This window comes from Actinomyces weissii (genome assembly GCF_016598775.1).
GTDB classification, from domain to species: Bacteria; Actinomycetota; Actinomycetes; order Actinomycetales; family Actinomycetaceae; genus Actinomyces; species Actinomyces weissii.
Genome location: NZ_CP066802.1, coordinates 1,389,340 through 1,406,645 on the forward strand (window position 1 = coordinate 1,389,340; position 17,306 = coordinate 1,406,645).

13 protein-coding genes are annotated in these 17,306 nt (G+C 72.7%); 6 read left to right on the plus strand and 7 right to left on the minus strand.

The genetic code is table 11. From position 1 onward, the window contains the following. Positions 1–97: 97 nt before the first annotated feature. Positions 98–982: a D-hexose-6-phosphate mutarotase gene (locus tag JG540_RS05730; RefSeq protein ID WP_200274708.1), complete on the minus strand. Its 885-nt coding sequence runs from the start codon at positions 980–982 to the stop codon at positions 98–100. A gap of 53 nt (positions 983–1,035) precedes the next feature. On the opposite strand from JG540_RS05730, the gene JG540_RS10710 reads away from it, so the two are divergent. Further along, positions 1,036–3,138 carry an AI-2E family transporter gene (locus JG540_RS10710; RefSeq protein ID WP_407648292.1) on the plus strand — a complete coding sequence of 701 codons (2,103 nt, stop codon included), beginning with the start codon at positions 1,036–1,038 and terminating at the stop codon, positions 3,136–3,138. A gap of 189 nt (positions 3,139–3,327) precedes the next feature. Here JG540_RS10710 and dnaE read toward each other — a convergent pair whose 3' ends face one another. Continuing rightward, positions 3,328–7,047, minus strand: a complete 3,720-nt coding sequence (gene dnaE, locus JG540_RS05745) for a DNA polymerase III subunit alpha (RefSeq protein WP_234042694.1) — start codon at positions 7,045–7,047, stop codon at positions 3,328–3,330. Between the two features lie 228 nt (positions 7,048–7,275). Between dnaE and JG540_RS05750 the strand changes: the two genes are divergently transcribed. Then, on the plus strand, positions 7,276–8,733 hold the full coding sequence (locus JG540_RS05750; protein WP_200274709.1) for an amino acid permease: 1,458 nt from the start codon (positions 7,276–7,278) through the stop codon (positions 8,731–8,733). Between the two features lie 231 nt (positions 8,734–8,964). Then, the gene (locus JG540_RS05755; RefSeq protein ID WP_200274710.1) at positions 8,965–9,837 is read left to right on the plus strand and encodes a polysaccharide deacetylase family protein; all 873 of its coding nucleotides are present in this window, start codon (positions 8,965–8,967) and stop codon (positions 9,835–9,837) included. A 25-nt stretch (positions 9,838–9,862) separates the two neighbouring features. Here the strand turns inward: JG540_RS05755 and JG540_RS10340 are convergent, their stop codons facing one another. Both JG540_RS10340 and JG540_RS05765 read right to left on the minus strand, forming a co-directional pair. Further along, positions 9,863–10,657, minus strand: coding sequence for a hypothetical protein (locus tag JG540_RS10340; RefSeq protein WP_234042695.1), 795 nt, complete (start codon positions 10,655–10,657; stop codon positions 9,863–9,865). Further along, positions 10,654–11,376: a SatD family protein gene (locus JG540_RS05765; protein WP_200274711.1), complete on the minus strand. Its 723-nt coding sequence runs from the start codon at positions 11,374–11,376 to the stop codon at positions 10,654–10,656. The genes JG540_RS10340 and JG540_RS05765 overlap by 4 nt, the downstream gene beginning before the upstream one ends. A gap of 180 nt (positions 11,377–11,556) precedes the next feature. Here JG540_RS05765 and JG540_RS05770 point away from each other — a divergent pair, with 180 nt between their 5' ends. Continuing rightward, positions 11,557–12,318, plus strand: coding sequence for a phosphatase PAP2 family protein (locus tag JG540_RS05770; protein WP_200274712.1), 762 nt, complete (start codon positions 11,557–11,559; stop codon positions 12,316–12,318). 23 nt (positions 12,319–12,341) lie between these two features. Here the strand turns inward: JG540_RS05770 and JG540_RS05775 are convergent, their stop codons facing one another. Beyond that, positions 12,342–13,973, minus strand: a complete 1,632-nt coding sequence (locus JG540_RS05775) for a DNA polymerase Y family protein (RefSeq protein ID WP_200274713.1) — start codon at positions 13,971–13,973, stop codon at positions 12,342–12,344. Next, the gene (locus JG540_RS05780) at positions 13,970–14,782 is read right to left on the minus strand and encodes a hypothetical protein (protein WP_200274714.1); all 813 of its coding nucleotides are present in this window, start codon (positions 14,780–14,782) and stop codon (positions 13,970–13,972) included. The genes JG540_RS05775 and JG540_RS05780 overlap by 4 nt, the downstream gene beginning before the upstream one ends. Before the next feature lie 391 nt (positions 14,783–15,173). Here JG540_RS05780 and JG540_RS05785 point away from each other — a divergent pair, with 391 nt between their 5' ends. Both JG540_RS05785 and JG540_RS05790 read left to right on the plus strand, forming a co-directional pair. Continuing rightward, entirely contained in the window at positions 15,174–15,704 is a 531-nt protein-coding gene (locus JG540_RS05785) for a YbhB/YbcL family Raf kinase inhibitor-like protein (RefSeq protein WP_200278154.1), read from the plus strand. Beyond that, positions 15,701–16,552 (plus strand): SDR family oxidoreductase, encoded by an 852-nt coding sequence (locus JG540_RS05790; protein WP_234042696.1) that lies wholly within the window; start codon positions 15,701–15,703, stop codon positions 16,550–16,552. The genes JG540_RS05785 and JG540_RS05790 overlap by 4 nt, the downstream gene beginning before the upstream one ends. Positions 16,553–16,711: 159 nt before the next feature. On the opposite strand, the gene JG540_RS05795 is transcribed toward JG540_RS05790, so the two are convergent. Beyond that, entirely contained in the window at positions 16,712–17,170 is a 459-nt protein-coding gene (locus JG540_RS05795; protein WP_200274715.1) for a tRNA (cytidine(34)-2'-O)-methyltransferase, read from the minus strand. Positions 17,171–17,306 lie beyond the last annotated feature (136 nt).

Below are 17,306 nucleotides of genomic sequence, written 5' to 3' on the forward strand. Positions count from 1 at the left end.
GGGCGACGAGGGAGAACTTAGCACGGGCCCGCGCCGGGCGCACAATCCCGGCCTGCGTGCCCCTGCTCACAAGGCCTTGCAAGGTCCTGCGGGGCTTCTACAGGGACTCGGTGTACAGCCGGGCCCCCAGGGACCAGGTCTGCCCCGGCTCCAGCACCGGGGCGTCCTGCCGGGCCGCCGCCGTCTCCACGCACAGGAAGCGGGGGAACTCGTCGTCAGCCAGGTCTGCCATGCCCTTGGCGGAACCCGACCAGGGGTTCCACACCACCGTGGTCGGTGAGCCCAGGCCCTCGACCACGATCGTGCGCGAGCCGCCCGGGTCGGTGACCCGCACGGTGCCTGAGGAGCGGTAGACCCGGTCCACCGGGCCACGCACCTGCAACGGCCCCACCTGCACCTGCCCGCTGACGCTGCCCTCGGTGTACTCCGCCCCCTCCAGGCCCGTGACCTGGCAGGCGGTTACGTCGTGGACCGCCAGGTAGGAGTGCAGAGCCGCCTCCACCAGGCGGGGGCTGCTGCCGGTGTTGCGCAGCGACAGGCTCAGCCTCAGGGTCTGCCCCACCTCCACCTCGTACATAACGGCCAGGGAGTCGTGCTCCAGGGTGAGCAGGGCGACTGCCCCGCCCTCCGCCGTGGTCTGCACCGAGCGCAGCCGCCAGGTCATGGTGCGGGCCCAGCCGTGCCTAGGGCGGGAGGTGCCCTGCGGTCCTGCCCCGAACCAGGGCAGGCACAGGGGCACGCCGCCCCGGATGCCGGTGGCGCCGTCGAAGACCGCCTGGCGGGACAGGAACAGGACCGGCTTGCCGCCCCGGGGCGTCCAGGCAGTCAGGTGGGCACCAAAGAGGTAGATCTCGGCGCTGCCCGCCGGGGCGTCCACGAGCAGCCGGGGCTCACCCCCGCGGCCGCGGCTCAGGACGGCACAGCGGGGCAGTCCGCTCAAGGCCGTACCGAGGGACGCGCTGGCTCCGTTGAAGGTCGTCATGGAGTACACGCTAGTAGGCTTAGGCCTGAGTCGGCTGTGAGCTAGGAGGCCCCATGAAGCTGCCCCGGGTCAGGGTAGACCGCCACCAGCCGCGGCAGGCCTCCGCCCCCGGCAGGCCGCCGCGCCCCGCTCCCCTGGAGGTGGCCCCCACGGTCGTGCTGCTGGACCTGGACGGTACCCTGACGGACTCGGCCCCGGTGATACTGCGCTCCCTGCGTGCCACCCTGGAGGAGCTTGACCTGCCGCCCGCCAGCGACGAGGAGCTCATGCGCTACGTGGGTCCGCCGCTCTCTGAGGGCTTTCGCCTGAACGCGGGCCTGGAAGGCGCGGAGAACGACCAGGCGGTAGCGGTCTACCGGCACCACTACCGGCAGGTCATGCACGAGGCCGTCCTGTACCCAGGGGTGCGCGCGCTGCTGGAGGCGCTGCGTGAGGCCGGGGTGCCGGTGGCCCTGGCCACCTCCAAGAACGAGGGCCTGGCCCGCCACATCATTGAGTCCTACGGCCTGGCCCCCTACTTCACGGTGATCTCCGGCGCGGGAGACGGCGCGGCCAGCGGCAGCAAGTCCGCGGTGGTACGCGCCGCCCTGGACCGCCTGGCCGCCGCCGGGGCGGACACCAGCCACCCCGTGCACGTGGGGGACCTCTCCCATGACGTGGAAGGGGCCCGGCAGCAGGGCGTGGACTGCGTAGGGGTCCTGTGGGGCTACGGCGACGCCCCGTCCCTGGCAGGCGCGGTGGCCCTGGCGCGGGACACCGCCGAGCTGGCCAGCCTGCTGGGTGTGGCCGGTGACGATCAGCCCTCCAAGGCGGCAGCCCCCCGTCCTGGCTCGCTGGCGCTGACGGGCCGGAGCCTGAGCGGCTGGGCCAGCAGCCTGCGCACCGGCCTGGCCCGGGTGGAGGAGCTGCGGCAGGAGAACCGGCAGAGGGCCGAGGCCCGGCCCTACCCGACGGCCAGGCCGCCGCTCACGGTGCCGCCGCTCCTTAACGGAGCAGAGCCGGTGGAGATGGTGGACACCGCACCTGCGCCCCGCGCCCCGCAGGTGCTGGACACCCTGCCGTCCTGGCTGGTTCGCTCCGGCCTGGGGGCCTGGCTGGGCATCGGGGTGGTTATCGCCGTGTGGATGGTCTTCTACGCCACCTCCCAGGTCATCCCCGTGTTCATCGGCTTGTTCATCGCCTTGGTGGTCACCTCGATCCTCAACCCGCTGTCCACCTTACTGGCCCGCTTCCTGCCCCGCTACCCAGCCGCCATCCTGGCCCTGCTGCTGGCCTTCGGCGGGGTATCGGGACTGGTCTTCTACGTGGTGAACTCGGTGGTCAGCCAGTGGAACGGCCTGGCCGTCGAGCTCTCCCACGGCCTGGACACGGTCATCGCCTTCCTGGAGCACGGGCCGCTGCCCTTCCACGTGACCCAGCAGCAGCTCACCCAGCAGCTGACCCTGTGGCTGGAGCAGGGGCAGGAGTACCTGCAGTCAAACGCCCCCAGCCTGGCCGGGGAGGTGCTGTCCAACGCGAGCACGGTGGTGGACGTGTTCGCGGTGCTGGCCCTGGCGCTGTTCACCTCAATCTTCTTCCTGGCCTCCGGTTCACGGATGTGGCGCTGGTTCCTGGAGGAGCTGCCGGTGCGGGTGCGCGAGCGGGTCCACCGGGCGGCCGGGGCAGGCTGGTACACCTTCTCCGGCTACGCCCGGGGCACGGTGCTGGTGGCCTTGACCGACGCGCTCATGGCGGGGGTGTTCCTGCAGCTGGTGGGGGTGCCCCTGGCCGCCCCGCTGGCGGTGCTGGTGTTTATCGGCGCCTTTATCCCGATTATCGGGGCGCCTATCGCCATGCTGATCGCGATGCTGGTGGCCCTGGCCTCCGGCGGCCTGGTAAAGGCGATCGTGGTGGGGCTGGGGGTGGCCTTGATCGGGCAGATCGAGGGGCACATCCTGCAGCCGCTGATCATGGGCAGGCAGGTCTCCTTGCACCCGGTGGCGGTAATTGTCGCGGTGGCGGTGGGCACCTACTCGGCCGGGCTGCTGGGGGCGATCGTGGCGGTGCCGCTTATCAGCGTGCTGTGGTCGGTGTACGCCGAGCTGCGGGTCAAGGACCTGCCTGTGACCGGCGACCTGCCCTCCTACCGGGCCAGCAGGAACGCCACGACCCCCTGACCGTTCTGAGCAAGGTAAAGCGCGCGGCCCCGGCCCAGGGGAGCACGGCACCACGGCCCCCGGAGCGGGCTGAACAGCGCTTTTGCCGTGCGAGCCCGGTCCTGGCAGCGGTTGCCGGTTCTGCTCCCTGACAGACCTGCACTCCTGGGGTACGGGCTGCGGCAGCTTCACAGCGCACCTGCTGCAGGCTCAGCACCAGTCCCGACTGCGGGTGGTGGGCACCCCTGGCAAGGCCTCCAGGTGCTCAGCCCGGACGGCGGCCACGCCGTCGGCGGCCTCCACCACGCCGCGCACCACCAGGGCGCCAGATCGGCGGCCCACCGTCCGGAAGCGCCGCCACATCCCTGGGGCGCAGACGATGTTGAGCAGCCCGGTCTCATCCTCCAGGTTCAGGAACACGATGCCGACGGCGGTGTGGGGGCGCTGCCGGTGCGTGACCACCCCCGCCGTCGTCACCCGGGTGCCTGCGGGGGTGCGCAGGACCTCGGCGGTCTGCAGGACGCCCTGCGCCCGCAGGGCCGCCCGCAGGTAGCGCAGCGGGTGGGGGCCGGTGGTGGTGCCGGTGAGCACCAGGTCCGCCGCCGTGCGCTCCGCAGGCGGCATAGGTGGCAGGGTGGGAGCCTGCGCGCCGACGACCGTGCCCGGCAGCGGCGGCTGGTGCCAGGCGCCGGGGCCGCTCCGCCTGCTCCCCGTAGGGGATAGGGCGCCCCGGGTGCCTCCACCAGGCCAGGCCGGGGGCCTAGCAGCAGAGTCAGAGGGACCCGGAGGTGCAGCAGCAGTACCAGGCGCCGCCGGGAACGCCGCAGCCGGACCGGGTATCGCAGGGTCTGTGACAGCAGGGCCAGGCAGAGCCACGGGCGTACCAGTACGACCCGGCGGGCCCGGGCGCACGTCTACAGGCGGCCCGCCGTGCTCCAGGGCCAGGGGGCCTGCCGCCCACAGGGCCTCGCGTCGTTCCAGCCCCAGGGACTCCAGGGCGCCACAGGCGGCCAGGGCCTCCAGGCGGGTGCGTCCCAGCGCCACCCGCCGCGCCAGGTCCGCCAGGTCACGGAAGGGACCGTGGGCCTGCCGCTCCGCTACGATCCGCTCCGCCACCCGTGCTCCCAGCCCCTTGACCGGCGCCAGCCCCAGACGGACCGCCAGGTCAGGGTGGGTGTCCAGGGGGCTGAGAGGCTGCGGACCTGCCTCCCCCTCCCCGCCGTACTCGCTAGCGCCTGGCCGGTCCCTGGCCACCGCCTGCTCCCCAGCCTCCGGCGGCGCCAGCGGCCCCGGGCTGGGACGCGCACCGGTACTCAGGGGCACTGGCACCCGCTCCACACTGGCCTGCACCTGGGAGGAGTTGACGCACACCGGCAGCACGCGCACCCCGTGTCTCTGGGCGTCGGCCACCAGGCTCTGGGGGGACCAGAAGCCCATGGGCTGGGCGGCCAGCACCCCGGCGTAGAAGTCCTCAGGCTTGCGCACCTTGAGCCAGGCGGCGGCGTAGACCAGGTAGGCGAAGGAGAAGGCGTGCGACTCCGGGAAGCCGAAGTCCGCGAAGGCCTGCAGCTGGCTGAAGACCGTCTCGGCGGTGGCCGGGTCCATGCCGCGCTCCACCATGCCCGTCACCAGGCGCTCGTGCAGCCGCTCCATCCGCTCGGCGGAGCGCTTGGCCCCCATGGCCTGCCGGAGCCCGTCCGCCTCCTGCGGGCTGAACCCGGCGGCGTCCACCGCGATCTTCATGAGCTGCTCCTGGAAGAGCGGCACCCCCAGGGTCCTGGCCAGGGCGGGGCGCAGGCTGTCATGCAGGTAGGTGACCGGCTCACGCCCCAGGCGGCGCCGGATATAGGGACTGACCGCGCCGCCCTGGATCGGCCCGGGCCGGATCAGCGCCACCTCCACCACGATGTCGTAGAAGCAGGCGGGCCGCAGGCGCGGCAGGGTGGCCATCTGGGCACGTGACTCCACCTGGAACACGCCCACCGTGTCTGCGGAGCACAGCAGGCGATAGACGGCGGGATCCTCCTCCGGCAGGGTGTGCAGCCCCCAAGGGCGCCCCTGCTGGGAGGGGCGCAGCACGCCCCCGGCAGCCAGCTCCGGCACCGTCTCACCCCGCTGCCCCAGGCTGGTGAAGGCCAGGCGCAGGGCGGTGAGCGTGCCCAGCCCCAGCAGGTCGAACTTGACCAGCCCCGCCTCGGCGCAGTCGTCCTTGTCCCACTGCAGCACGCTGCGCCCCTCCAGGGCGGCCCAGCGCACCGGGCAGATCTCGGTGACCGGGCGGTCCGCCAGCACCATGCCCCCGGGGTGGATGCCCAGGTGGCGGGGCAGGCGCAGCAGCCGGTCAGCGACCTGGAGCACCAGCTCCGGCACCGGCTGCTCCAGGCCCGCTCCCCCAGCACCTGCCTGCCCCGCGCCCGCCAGGGTGGCACCGCCAACCGGCGCAGGCAGCGGCCCCGGCTCAGGCGGTGGCCCCGACGCCGCCCCCGGCGCGCCTGCCCCGCCACTGACGCTGCTGCCCCAGCGGTTCTCCAGCCCCTTGGCCCAGCGGTCCTGCAGGCCGGGCGGGTAGCCCAGGGCGCGGGCGGCGTCGCGCAGGGCCGAGCGGGGCCGGTAGGAGACCACGTTGGCGACCTGCGCGGCCTGCTCACGCCCGTAGCGGGCGTAGACGTGCTGAATGACCTCCTCGCGGCGGCAGGCCTCAATGTCCAGGTCGATGTCCGGGTAGCCTTTGCGCCCCGGGGACAGGAAGCGCTCAAAGAGCATCTGGTGGCGCACGGCGTCCACCGCGGTTATGCCCAGCGCGTAGCAGACGGCGGAGTTGGCCGCGCTGCCCCGCCCCTGGCAGAGGATCCCCGCGGACTCGCAGAAGTCCACGATCGAGCGCACTATCAGGAAGTAGCCGGGGAAGCCCAGCGCCTCAATCACCTCCAGCTCGTGGTCGAGCACCTGCCAGGCCAGGGGCTCCTGCTCCCGCGGGCCGTAGCGCTCCAGGGCCCCGCGCCGCACCAGCTCCCGCAGCCAGGTGGCCGAGCTGTGGCCTGCAGGCACCTGCGGGTCGGGCAGATCCGGGGCGATCAGGGCCAGGTCGAAGGCCAGCTCGCGGCCCAGCTCAGCGGCCGTCGCGACGGCGTGGGGCGCCCGCCGGTGCAGCCGTAGCATCTCCTCCGGCCCGCGCAGCCAGCGCCCCACCGCCCCCAGGTAGGCGCGGGCCCCCTCCAGGTCCAGGCCGAGCCGGTTGGCGGTGAGCACGTCCGCCACCCGGGCGTCAGCCGGGCGGGCGCAGCGTACCGCCCCGGTGGCCAGCAGGGGCAGGTGGTGGGCGCGGGCCAGGCCCGTCAGCGCCTCCGTGAGCGCCGCGTCCAGCGGGCCGCCGTCCAGGCAGACCTCCACCGCCAGGTCCCCGGCGCCCAGCAGGTCCACCATCCTCCCCAGGCAGCGGTCGGCGGCCTGCAGGTCCCACTCGGAGGGACGGCGGGGGTCGCCCAGGGCCCGGCGCAGGGGGCCGCGGGCCGTGCCGGTGAGCACCAGGCAGCGCCCGGCCCCGCCCGCCCCCTGCCCACCTTGGCCCTGAGTCAGGGCGGCTGCCAGCACCTCCAGCTGGTGGGCGGGCTCCTGCCGCCGCCCCGCCTCCAGGTTGTGCCGGGAGAGCGTGCGCACGAGCCGCCGGTAGGCCTGCGGGTCCCGGGCCAGCACCGGCAGGTGCGCGCCGTCAGCCATGGTCAGCTCGGTGCCATGGACGGTGGGCAGGCCCAGCTCCCGGCCCGCCTGAGCGTGCTTGACGCTCCCCGGCATGCCGTCATGGTCGGTTAGGGCCAGGGCCTCCAGCCCCAGCCGGCAGGCGGCCTCCACCAGCTCCGCAGGCTCGTTGGCACCGTCCAGGAAGGAGTAGGCGGAGTGGGCGTGCAGCTCCGCGTAGCGGTAACGGCTCATGGCCGCCCCCGCCGTAGGAGACCTGCCTGGTGCACCAGCCCCGCCCCCTCGGCACGGACCGGAGCACCGCCCCAGGCTGCCCCCACGGCGCCCAGCACGCAGCAACACGAATCGAACACGTGTACAGAATATGTCCACGCGCCGACACCAAAGCGCGCGCACCAGCCCCTAGCGGCTAGAGTGCCACGGGCGCGCAAGCGCCTTTCCCTAGCACCTGGCAGGAACCCAATGAGTGAAGCACCTAGTCAGGACCGGCTCAGCCGGTCCCTGCGCACCCGCCACCTGAACATGATCGCGATCGGTGGCGCTATCGGCACCGGGCTGTTCGTGGCCTCCGGCGCCACCATCGCCACCGCGGGACCCGGCGGCGCCGTCGTCGCCTACGCCGTGACCGGGCTCATGGTGTGGCTGATCATGCAGTCCCTGGGCGAGATGGCAGCCTTCCTACCGGTTTCAGGCTCCTTCGGCGAGTACGGGCGGCGCTTCGTCTCCCCCTCCTTCGGCTTCGCCATGGGATGGAACTACTGGTTCAACTGGGCCATCACCGTGGCCGCGGAGCTGGTGGCCGCCGCCCTGGTCATGAAGTACTGGTTCCCCGAGGTGGCCTCCATCTGGTGGTCCGCCCTGTTCCTGGCGATCCTGTTCATCATCAACGCCCTGTCCACCCGCGCCTACGGCGAGAGCGAGTTCTGGTTCGCCACCATCAAGGTCGTGGCCGTCATCGTCTTCCTGGTCCTGGGCGTGTCCATGATCGCGGGCATCCTGGGGGAGTCCCCCGGAACCTCCAGCTGGACCACCGGCGAGGCTCCCTTCGTGGGCGGCCCGGAGGGCATCTTCCTGGTCATCCTGGTGGCGGGCTACTCCTTCCAGGGCACCGAGCTGATCGGGGTGGCCGCCGGTGAGGCCGAGGACCCTGGCAGGAACATCCCCCGTGCCATCCGCACCATCTTCTGGCGGATCCTGCTGTTCTACATCGGCGCGATCCTCGTGATCGGCTTCCTGATCCCCTACACCGACCCCAGCCTGCTCAACTCCGCCGAGGACAACATCTCCGTCAGCCCCTTCACCCTGGTCTTCGCCAAGGCCGGGGTCCTGGGCGCCGCCTCCGTGATGAACGCCGTGATCCTCACCTCCGTGCTCTCGGCAGGCACCTCCGGGCTGTACGCCTCCACCCGGATGCTCTTCGCCCTGGCGGAGAACGGGCACGCCCCCGGCTTCCTGACCAGGCTCTCCCGCCACCAGGTCCCCATGAACGCCCTGATGGCCACCACCCTGGTGGGCCTGGCAGGCTTCATCACCTCCCTGGTCGGCGACGGCAAGGCCTACGAGTTCCTGCTCACCGTCTCCGCGCTGGCTGGCTTCATCACCTGGATGGGTATCTCCTGGTCGCACTACAAGTTCCGCAAGGCCCTGGCGGCGCAGGGACGCAGCCTGGACACCCTGCCCTACCAGGCCCGGTTCTTCCCGGCCGGGGCGATCATCGCCCTGCTGGCCTGCGTGGCGATCGTCGTCGGCCAGGCCTACGGCCCGCTCAAGGAGGGGGCCTCGCTGGCGGACCTGCTGCTGCCCTTCATCGGCATCCCGTTCTTCCTGGCCCTGTGGGGCGGGCACAAGCTGCTGACCGGCTCCCAGGCCGTCGACCCGACCGAGGTCAGCCTGGACCACCACGACGAGCCTGCCGCCTGAGCCTCAGGCCTGGCCGCCGGGACGCCGTCCGCCTACGGGTGGGCGGCGTACCGGCTTCTGACGTGTCCCGGAGGCCACCAGGGCACCTGGGGTCCTCGGCCGGAGGACGGCGTCCGCCAGCCTCCTGCCCCAGTGTCTACCGTGTCGTGACCTGCACGCCCGCGTGGAAAAGATGCGTGCCCCGGCGTCCGGGGCCATGATTTGCCTGGTAGACCATAGAGGAGACAGATCGTGCAGCGTCGGGACTTCATGCTTCTTCTGGCAGCAGGCACAGCCGGGGCCCTGTCCGCGTGCGCTGGCAGCGACACCGCCAGCGGTGCCGCACCCACCAGCACCGCCCCCGCCGCAGCGCCGACGACCCCGGCTGCGCCGCCGTCGCCTGCCCCCTCTCCCACCCCCTCCCCGACGCCGTCGCGCAGTCCCCTGTGGGTGCAGGACGGTCCCCCGCCGCTGCCTGCACCGCAGGCCCCCGAGGGGGTGCTCACCGGGCTGCCGGACTCCGTGGGCAGCACCGTGGCCCTGACCATTGACGACGGCGCGGACGCCAGCGTCATCGACGCCTACCTGGACTTCGCCAAGGACTCCGGGGTACGGCTGACCTTCTTCGTGACCTCCTCCTACCCGGGGTGGGAGGCCAGCAAGGACAAGATGCGGCCGCTGGTGGAGTCCGGGCAGGTGCAGCTGGGCAACCACACGGTCACCCACGCCGGCCTTACCAGCCTGGACGAGGCCGGGATCATTGCGGAGGTCTCCGGCTGCGAGTCCTTCCTGAACCGCGTCTACGGGGTGACCGGCAAGCCCTTTGTCCGCCCGCCCTACGGCTACCGCAACCAGTGGACGGACTCAGTGTGCGCCAGCCTCGGCTACACCTCCCCCACCATGTGGTACGGCTCCTTTGGGGACTCCGGGCTCCTCACCGAGGAGGTCCTGCTCGGTGAGGCCCGCAAGTGGCTGCTGGCCCAGCACATTGTCATCGGCCACGCGAACTTCCCCACCGTCACCCACCTCTACGGCCAGATAGTTGAGATCCTGCGGGAGCGCAGCCTGCTTACCGCCACCTTGGACGACGTCTACCTGGGACCGGGACACGACCGGCACGTCTGAGCACTGTCGGCACCCTCCCAGGACCTCACAGGCCCCCGCCTCCCCCGGCGACGCTGAGCCCTAGCGCGGACAGCAGCAGGTAGCCCAGCAGCGCCAGCCCCCAGGAGGCGAAGGAGCCGATGAGGAACTCCTCCGCCTTGGCCCCTGCCGGCCCCCGTCCACCCGCTGACGGCTGGTCCTGCTGGGGCCGGGGCACGTCAGCGCTGATCTCCGGGAAGCGGATAACCCCCTTGGCCGCCACCACCGCCGCGATAGCCGCGGCTGCGGTGCTGAAGGCCAGCACCAGCACCAGCAGGCGCTCCAGGGTGCCGATCCACCGTCCGCCACCCAGCAGTCCCCCGCCCTGTTCCACCGGCTGTCCGAGGCTGTGCTGCAGGGCTGCTGGACGCACCGTGTGCAGCAGCGCGGCGACGACGTCGTTGGCGGGGTCGGTGAGCAGCAGGACCACGCCGGTGGCCGCGCAGGCGCCCTGCGCGACAGAAGGGGCTGCAGGCTGGGTGAGCACCAGGAAGGCCACCAGTAGGAGCAGGGTGGCAGCGCGCCACAGAACCGCCCGGGCCCGGAACCCTGCCTCCGCGTTCACCACCCGCAGCCCCCACAGGATCCAGCCCAGGGGGGTGAGCAGCACCAGCAGCAGCGGCAGGCCGGGGTGCAGCCGCAACGGCCCCAGCCCCACCCAGGCCCCTAGCAGCCCCACCAGCACGGCGGTGGCCAGCCCGACCCGTTTCCGGGCCCAGGGCGTCCGCCATCCGCACAGCGCGCACAGCATCCTGGGGGTGGTGGACACGAGCCCGGTGAGCAGCACCAGCAGGGCGGTCATGGTTTCCTCCTCAACTCGCGGGGGCTCCTGAAGGCGGGGCCGGGATGCTGGCTGCCGGAAAGCAGCCGGTGGGACTCCAGCAGACCGGCGGCGCTGCCTCTGACCAGGTCGGAGACCGCCGACTGAGTGACCCCTTCCAGGGCCGCCGCCTGGGCCTGGGTGGATCCCATGAGCAGGTGGCCCACCAGCCTGCGCGGCCTGGGGGCCATGCGCTCCACGGCCTGGTCCCGCAGGGCGAGCAAGGCGTTCACGTACCGTTCCTCAGCCTGGAGCACGGTCGCCGTGGCGCTGGCGGGGTCCGCGACCTGCCCCTCCTCGGGCGACCGGCGGTACCGGGTGCGCGCAAAGCCCAGGCCCGCGTCCTGGGCGGCGTGGGCGGCGTCCACCGCCTCACGGGCGGCCCACCAGGCTGAACCGTCCTGGATCACCCCTGCTGGCCGCTGCCCGACGGCGCGCACCTGCCCGGCCCCCACCCCGAAGCGCAGGGCCAGCCCGGCAGGCAGCAGCAGCCCCACCCGCAGCGTCAGGCTGAGGGCGTCCTCCAGGGTCCGGGCTACGGCCTGGAACTCGTCCCCGACCGTGGCGTAGGGCTCCTGGACCAGCTCCAGGCCGTTTGCGGAGCGGCTGAGAACCGCCTCCAGCTCCTGCTGGGCAGCTACCCGGTCTGGGAGCTCGCGGGAGGAGATGATGTCGGCTATCACCGCATACAAGCAGGACATAACTTAAGTATATGACTTGTATTTAGATAGATACAAGGTCATAACCTTAGGCATGGGGTGCCACAAGCTCAAACCTTGTACTACGCCCGTTACAAGGCTGCACCCCATATTCCTAAGTGTCCTCGCCCCTGCCACAGGACCTCAGGCACAGGAGGCCACACAGCCCATAGTCTGCCCCCCATGCACAGCCGCACCGACCAGCACCCGCCCCGACAAGGATCCCCCTCTACCCCCCAGCCCTGGCCAGGGGACCCCTGGCAGCACCTCCAGCACCCCCTGACAGCCGTGGCCGCCTGCGGCCTGGGCCTATTCGTGCTGGTGGCGGCCTTGCTCACCAGGGCCCCGGAGCGGGCGGACGCCCTTGACCAGGCGGTAACCGGCTTCTTCCTGGAGCTGCGCCACCCCACGCTGAACCCGCTCGTCAGCTACTGGACGGACCTGGGGTCCTGGGCCGGCCTGGGGCTGCTGACTATCTTGCTGGCCACGCTGCTCGCCCGCAGACAGATGACCAGGCAGGCCGCCTTCACGGTCCTGGCCATGTCCACCGCCGGGCTGCTGTCGGCAGCGTTAAAGCTGCTCTTCGCCCGGCAGCGCCCGCCCTTGGAGGACCTGCTGGGCTCGCCGTCACTCACCCACGCCTTCCCCTCTGGGCACTCCATGGGCACCGCAGCCTTTGCCTGCACCTTGATCTGCCTGGCCTGGCTGAGCAGCAGCACCGGCGGACGCCGGGCCACGGTGGCCGTGGCCGCCACCGTGCTCGCCCTGACGGTGGGGGCCTCGCGGGTCTACCTGGGCTACCACTGGCCCACGGACGTGCTAGCCGGGTGGTCCCTGGGGGCCGCCTGGCCCTGCGTCGTCCTGCTGGCCCTGGTCGGCTGGCAGAAACGCCGCCCCGGGGCGCAGCCCCCGCCGCCGGAGGCGCCGCACCCCACCCAGGCCTAGCACCGGAGCGGCACACCAGACGCTCAGTCATAGACCGCATCGAGCCACCACCTGCCTTGCCGCACCAGCAGCAGCACCCCGCCCTCACGGGTGACCACCTGCAGGTAGGCGCGACGGCGCTCCCCTCCGGGGCGCCACCAGCCCTCAGCTACCGGCCAGGGGCCGCCCCAGGCCTCCACCTCCCAAGCCCCTCCCCAGGGACCCTGCTCCACCCGCAGCACCTGCGGTTCGCAGCCCAGGCCCCCTTGGGCGTCAACCTCGACGTCCTGTCCCCCAGCACCCTGCAGGTGCGCCGGGACCGGCCTGGCAGGCACCAGGGCGGGCGACGGCGCAGGCAGGGCCCCGCGCCAGGGCGGCGGCAGCCCCACAGGCCTGGGGGCAGGCTGCCCCTTCAACACCTCCTCCCCCCAGGGTTGCAGGCGTGCCCGGCTGCGCGGGTCCCAGCCTTCCTCCAGCACCGGCTGCAGGACCGCCCCGGGGCCGAGCAGGGACTCCACCCGGGTGACAGCCCGGGTGACCCGCTGGCGCCCGTGCGTTCCCGGCTGCGACCACAGCCCCGGCTGCTCCGCACCGGCGGCCCGCGGCTCCAGGGCGGCCAGGGCCAGGCGCACCAGCGGGGAGGCGGGCGCGCCCGCCGTGCCGCAGAGCCAGCCTTCCAGCTGCCAGCGGACGCGGTCAGTCACGTCCGCCGGTGCGGGCACCGCCTCCAGGACCCAGCTGCGGCTGCGCTCCGTCCCGTCCTCACAGCGGGCCTGCACGCGCAGGCGGCCTGCTGCCAGACCTCGGCGCAGCAGCAGCTCGCACAGGGACTCCGCCAGGGCACGGGCGGCGAAGGCGGCCTGGTCGGTGCGCTCCACCGGCGGGTCCAGCTCCCGCTCCACCAGCGCGTCCACCTCGGGGCGGCGCTGTGACGGGGCCCGGGACTCCTGGCCTGAGGCGAGCACGTGCAGCAGGGCCCCGGTGGGACCGAAGCGCGCGGAGACGTCCTGCCCCGGCAGGGCAGCCAGGTCACCGAGCCTGCGCAGGCCGAGCCGGGAGAAGGTCTCTATGAGTACCTGAGCCTCCTGGCGCACCTGCCGGGTGGTCAGGGCCGCCAGCAGGCTGCTCATGGGCCAGGGGGCCAGGAAGTCCGGCGCCTCCCCCGCGGGGACCAGCACTCCTTTGCGGGCCGCCAGCACCGCTCCCAGGAGGGAGTCAGCCACCCCGACCTGACCTTCCACACCGGCGCCTTCCGTGACCGCCTCAACGAGGCGGGCGGCTAAGGGCTCCTCCCCACCGGCACAGCGGGCAGGACCGCGCGCCCCGGCCAGGACCAGCCCAGGGCGCACGACGACGGGCTCCGCCACCAGCTCCTCCACCGCCTCTACCACCGGCTCAAAGGCGCGCATCTCCTGCTCCGGGCGGGGCGGGAGCACCACCAGCCCCGGACACAGGCTGCAGGCCAGGCGCAGGCGCATCCCCTGACACACCCCGACAGCACGGGCCGGGGCCGAGGCTGCCACCACCCCCGCTCCCCCGACGACCGCCACCGGCTGGAGCGCCGGATCCACCGGGCCCACCAGCCTCCCGCCGCACGCCGTCCCCTGGCGGGACAGGGAGACCACGGGCCAGTCCGGCACCCACAAGGCCAGGAGCCTGGTCACGCCCCGGCTCATACGGCTCCCCGCTCCTGCCATCGCGACGCACCCCCTAGGTCAGGCAGCGCAGCCCCTTCCAGCTGCTCCCAGACAGGACCAGCCTCCGTCACCTCCAGCCGGGCCCCCACCCGGCGGGCGGGCTCGGCGAGCACCCAGGACATCCCTGCCAGCCGCCCCTCCTCCAGCTCCCGGGCAGGGGCGGGAACCGCCCCGCCTGGCACCCCCGGAAGCCCCGGCAGCGGCACCACCACAGCCTGCTCCGGGGCCCTGCCGGGCTGGGCTACCAGCAGCCGCGCCCCTTCCCAGGGACCGTCCGTAAGCAGCCAGGCCTCCCGTTCACGCACCCGCGCCAGCAACCGACGCCGTCCCTGCGCCCGCAGCCGTGAGGCGGCAGCGGCAGTGACCAGCAGGAGGTCTACGCCGTCGAGCAGCGCCCCCAGCACCGGCAGCAGCTGCGCGGGACCGTGCTCCCTCACCGGCACGCAGACCACCCGCCCCAGGTCCAGCCCCAGCTCGGCGGCGGCGCCCCACCCCAGGTCCTCCCCGCCGAGCACCGCGCACCAGCCTGCGCCCTGGGCGTGAGCCGCTAGGGCCAGCACCACGGCGGTGGAGCCCACTACCTGCGTGACGCCCACAGACAGCTGGGGCAGTCGGGAGGGAGCAGCACCAGCCCCCCGGACGGCGGCCGCCGCGACACCACGCTCCTGCACCGAGCGCAGCCCGGCGCGCTCCTCAGCGCTAGCCAGCGCGGCCCGGGCACGCACCAGGCGGCCCGCGGGGACGGCGGACGACGGCTGGCCCGCGAGCGCAGGTCCAGCCCCTGCCACAGACGCATCCCCTGTCACAGGCGCAGCCGCAAGCGCTCCCCCAGTCCCACCCACGAGCCCACCCACAGACCCAGGCCCGATCACAGGCCCAGCCACAGCCGCAGGCGTGGGCATAGCCTCCCGGGACACCGACACCACCTCCGTCACCACAGAACCTTCTCGAACACTTGTTCGACAAGCGTAGCGCGCCCCTGTGACACGCCCAAGCACCCCACCACTGCCCCAGCCACACCCCGCACCACGACACCCCAGGCCCAGAGGCCCACCGCCGCTCCCGTGGCCGTCGAGCACCAGCACGTTTACAGTTGCTGCTGTCATCCGCTTTCGAGGACTCCCGGAGGTAACCGTGCCCACCCTCACCCGGCCACGCCCACCCTTCCCCTACGACCTCATGCCCGCCCTGCCCACATTCACCCTGAGCTCGCCGGACCTGTCTGAGGGGCAGCGCGTCGCCGACCGCTTCACCGCCCTGCACGAGAACACCTCCCCTGCCCTGAGCTGGTCGGGCTTCCCGGAGGCCACCCGCTCCTTCGTGGTCTCCTGCTTCGACCCTGACGCCCCCACCCCCTCAGGCTGGTGGCACTGGACCGTGGTTGACCTGGACGCCTCCACCACCAGCCTGCCCCAGGGTGCCGGGCAGAGCGACCTGATGCTGGAAGGGGCTGCCTTCCACGTGCGCAACGACTCCGGCACGCACGCCTGGTCCGGTCCCTACCCGCCCGCCGGTGACGGTGACCACCGCTACGTCTTCGCGGTGCACGCCCTGGACGTGGACACGCTGGGCCTGGACGACGAGGCCTCCCCCACCGTCGTCGCCTTCCACGTGTCCGTGCACGCCCTGGCCCGCGCCCTGCTGACCGTCACCTACTCGGTGGACGGCGAGCCGGGTAGCGCGGTCACGGCGCTGGAGCCCCTGCAGTGAGCCCTGAGACCGGTTCGCGAGTGCGTCGCCCCAGTAGCAAGGTCGGCGCCAGTGCCCAGGCCCGGCGTCGGACCAAGACCAGCCACAGCAGCGGGTCCCGCCCCCTGGCGCTGGTCACCGGCGCCACCAGCGGGCTGGGCCTGGCCGTGGCCCAGGACCTGTCCCGCGACCACGACCTGGTGCTGGTCTCCCGCACCTGGGAGGACCTCAAGGAGCTGGCCGGGGTGCTGCAGGAGGAGTCGGGCGCGCAGGTGACCGCGCTGGCCACCGACCTCACCGACGACGTCGCCACCGCCAACGCGGTGGAGTCCTTGCGGCTTGAGCGTCTGGACGTGCTGGTCCACTGCGCGGGCGTGGAGTCGATCGGGACCGTAGCCGAGGTGGAGGGTGCCGAGTGGCGGGCGGTCCTGGGGCTCAACGTGGTCGCCCCGGCCCTCCTGACCCGTCTGCTCCTGCCCCAGCTGCGCGCGGCCAAGGGACTGGTGGTGCTGGTGAGCTCCGGTGCGGGGCAGAAGGTGACACCTGGGCTGGTGGCCTACTGCGCCTCCAAGCACGCCCTGCGGGCGGTGGCCGACAGCCTGCGCCAGGAGGAGCGGGGGCGGCTACGGGTCACCACGGTGTTCCCGGGCCGCATCGACACCCCTATGCAGCGGCGCATACACAAGCAGGTCTCGCAGGCCGCGAGCCCGGCGGCAGCCAAGACGGTTCGCGGCGGGCGCGGCAAAGGCTACCACCCCCAGGACCACATGACGCCGAACTCCGTGGCCGCCACCGTCCGGCTGGCGGTGGACCTGCCCCCGGACGCGGTCGTGGAGGAGCTCACGGTCCGCCCTGGCGAGCTGGTTTGAGGACCGACGGCGCAGTCCGGCCCTTAGGCCCGCGCCCCTGCCCCTCCCGTTCTCCGGCTCCTGGGCTTCTGTCCGCCCGCCGCCAGGGCACCGTCAGTGAGGCCGGGGCGCCGCCAGCGGTCAGGTGCCATCAGGGAGGCCGCAGCGCCGCCAGGGAGGTCAGGAGCCGCCAGCGAAGCCCAGGGACCGCCAGGCCTCGTACAGGCCGATGGCGGCGGAGTTGGCCAGGTTCAGGGAGCGGTTGCCGGGGACCATGGGGACGCGCACCCGGTCGGTCACCCGGGGGTGCCCCATGACCTCCTCCGGCAGGCCGGTGGGCTCCGGCCCGAACAGGAGGGCGTCGCCGTCCTGCCAGTCCACCTGCGTGTAGAGGCGCGGCGTGTGGGCGGTGAAGGCGAAGATCCGACCGGGCAGGTGCTCCAGGCACTCCTGCCAGCTGGGGTGCACCCGGGTGTTAGCCAGGTCGTGGTAGTCCAGCCCGGCCCGGCGCAGCCTAGCGTCGTCCATGTCGAACAGCGGGTCCACCAGGTGGAGCATGGAGCCGGTGTTGGCGCTCAGGCGGATGGCCGCCCCGGAGTTGCCTGGGATGCGAGGCTCGAAGAACACGACGTGCAGCACGGGGGCCATCCTGCCACGCCGCCCCACCCAATCTACGGTCAAACGTTTGCACAGTCGTTACCATTGGACAGCGCTGGTTCTGCCGACGGCGGCGCCTGCGGGTGCCTCCTGCCGTCAGCCCCTGGGGCCGCGCCCA

Excerpts from the sequence above, each read along its gene's own strand:
- dnaE (WP_234042694.1), bottom strand. The coding sequence starts at position 7,047 with ATGAGCCGTTACCGCTACGCGGAGCTGCACGCCCACTCCGCCTACTCC.
- JG540_RS10710 (WP_407648292.1), top strand. The coding sequence starts at position 1,036 with ATGAAGCTGCCCCGGGTCAGGGTAGACCGCCACCAGCCGCGGCAGGCC.
- JG540_RS05770 (WP_200274712.1), top strand. The coding sequence starts at position 11,557 with ATGCACAGCCGCACCGACCAGCACCCGCCCCGACAAGGATCCCCCTCT.
- JG540_RS05750 (WP_200274709.1), top strand. The coding sequence starts at position 7,276 with ATGAGTGAAGCACCTAGTCAGGACCGGCTCAGCCGGTCCCTGCGCACC.
- JG540_RS05785 (WP_200278154.1), top strand. The coding sequence starts at position 15,174 with ATGCCCGCCCTGCCCACATTCACCCTGAGCTCGCCGGACCTGTCTGAG.
- JG540_RS05730 (WP_200274708.1), bottom strand. The coding sequence starts at position 982 with ATGACGACCTTCAACGGAGCCAGCGCGTCCCTCGGTACGGCCTTGAGC.
- JG540_RS10340 (WP_234042695.1), bottom strand. The coding sequence starts at position 10,657 with ATGACCGCCCTGCTGGTGCTGCTCACCGGGCTCGTGTCCACCACCCCC.
- JG540_RS05775 (WP_200274713.1), bottom strand. The coding sequence starts at position 13,973 with ATGAGCCGGGGCGTGACCAGGCTCCTGGCCTTGTGGGTGCCGGACTGG.
- JG540_RS05765 (WP_200274711.1), bottom strand. The coding sequence starts at position 11,376 with ATGTCCTGCTTGTATGCGGTGATAGCCGACATCATCTCCTCCCGCGAG.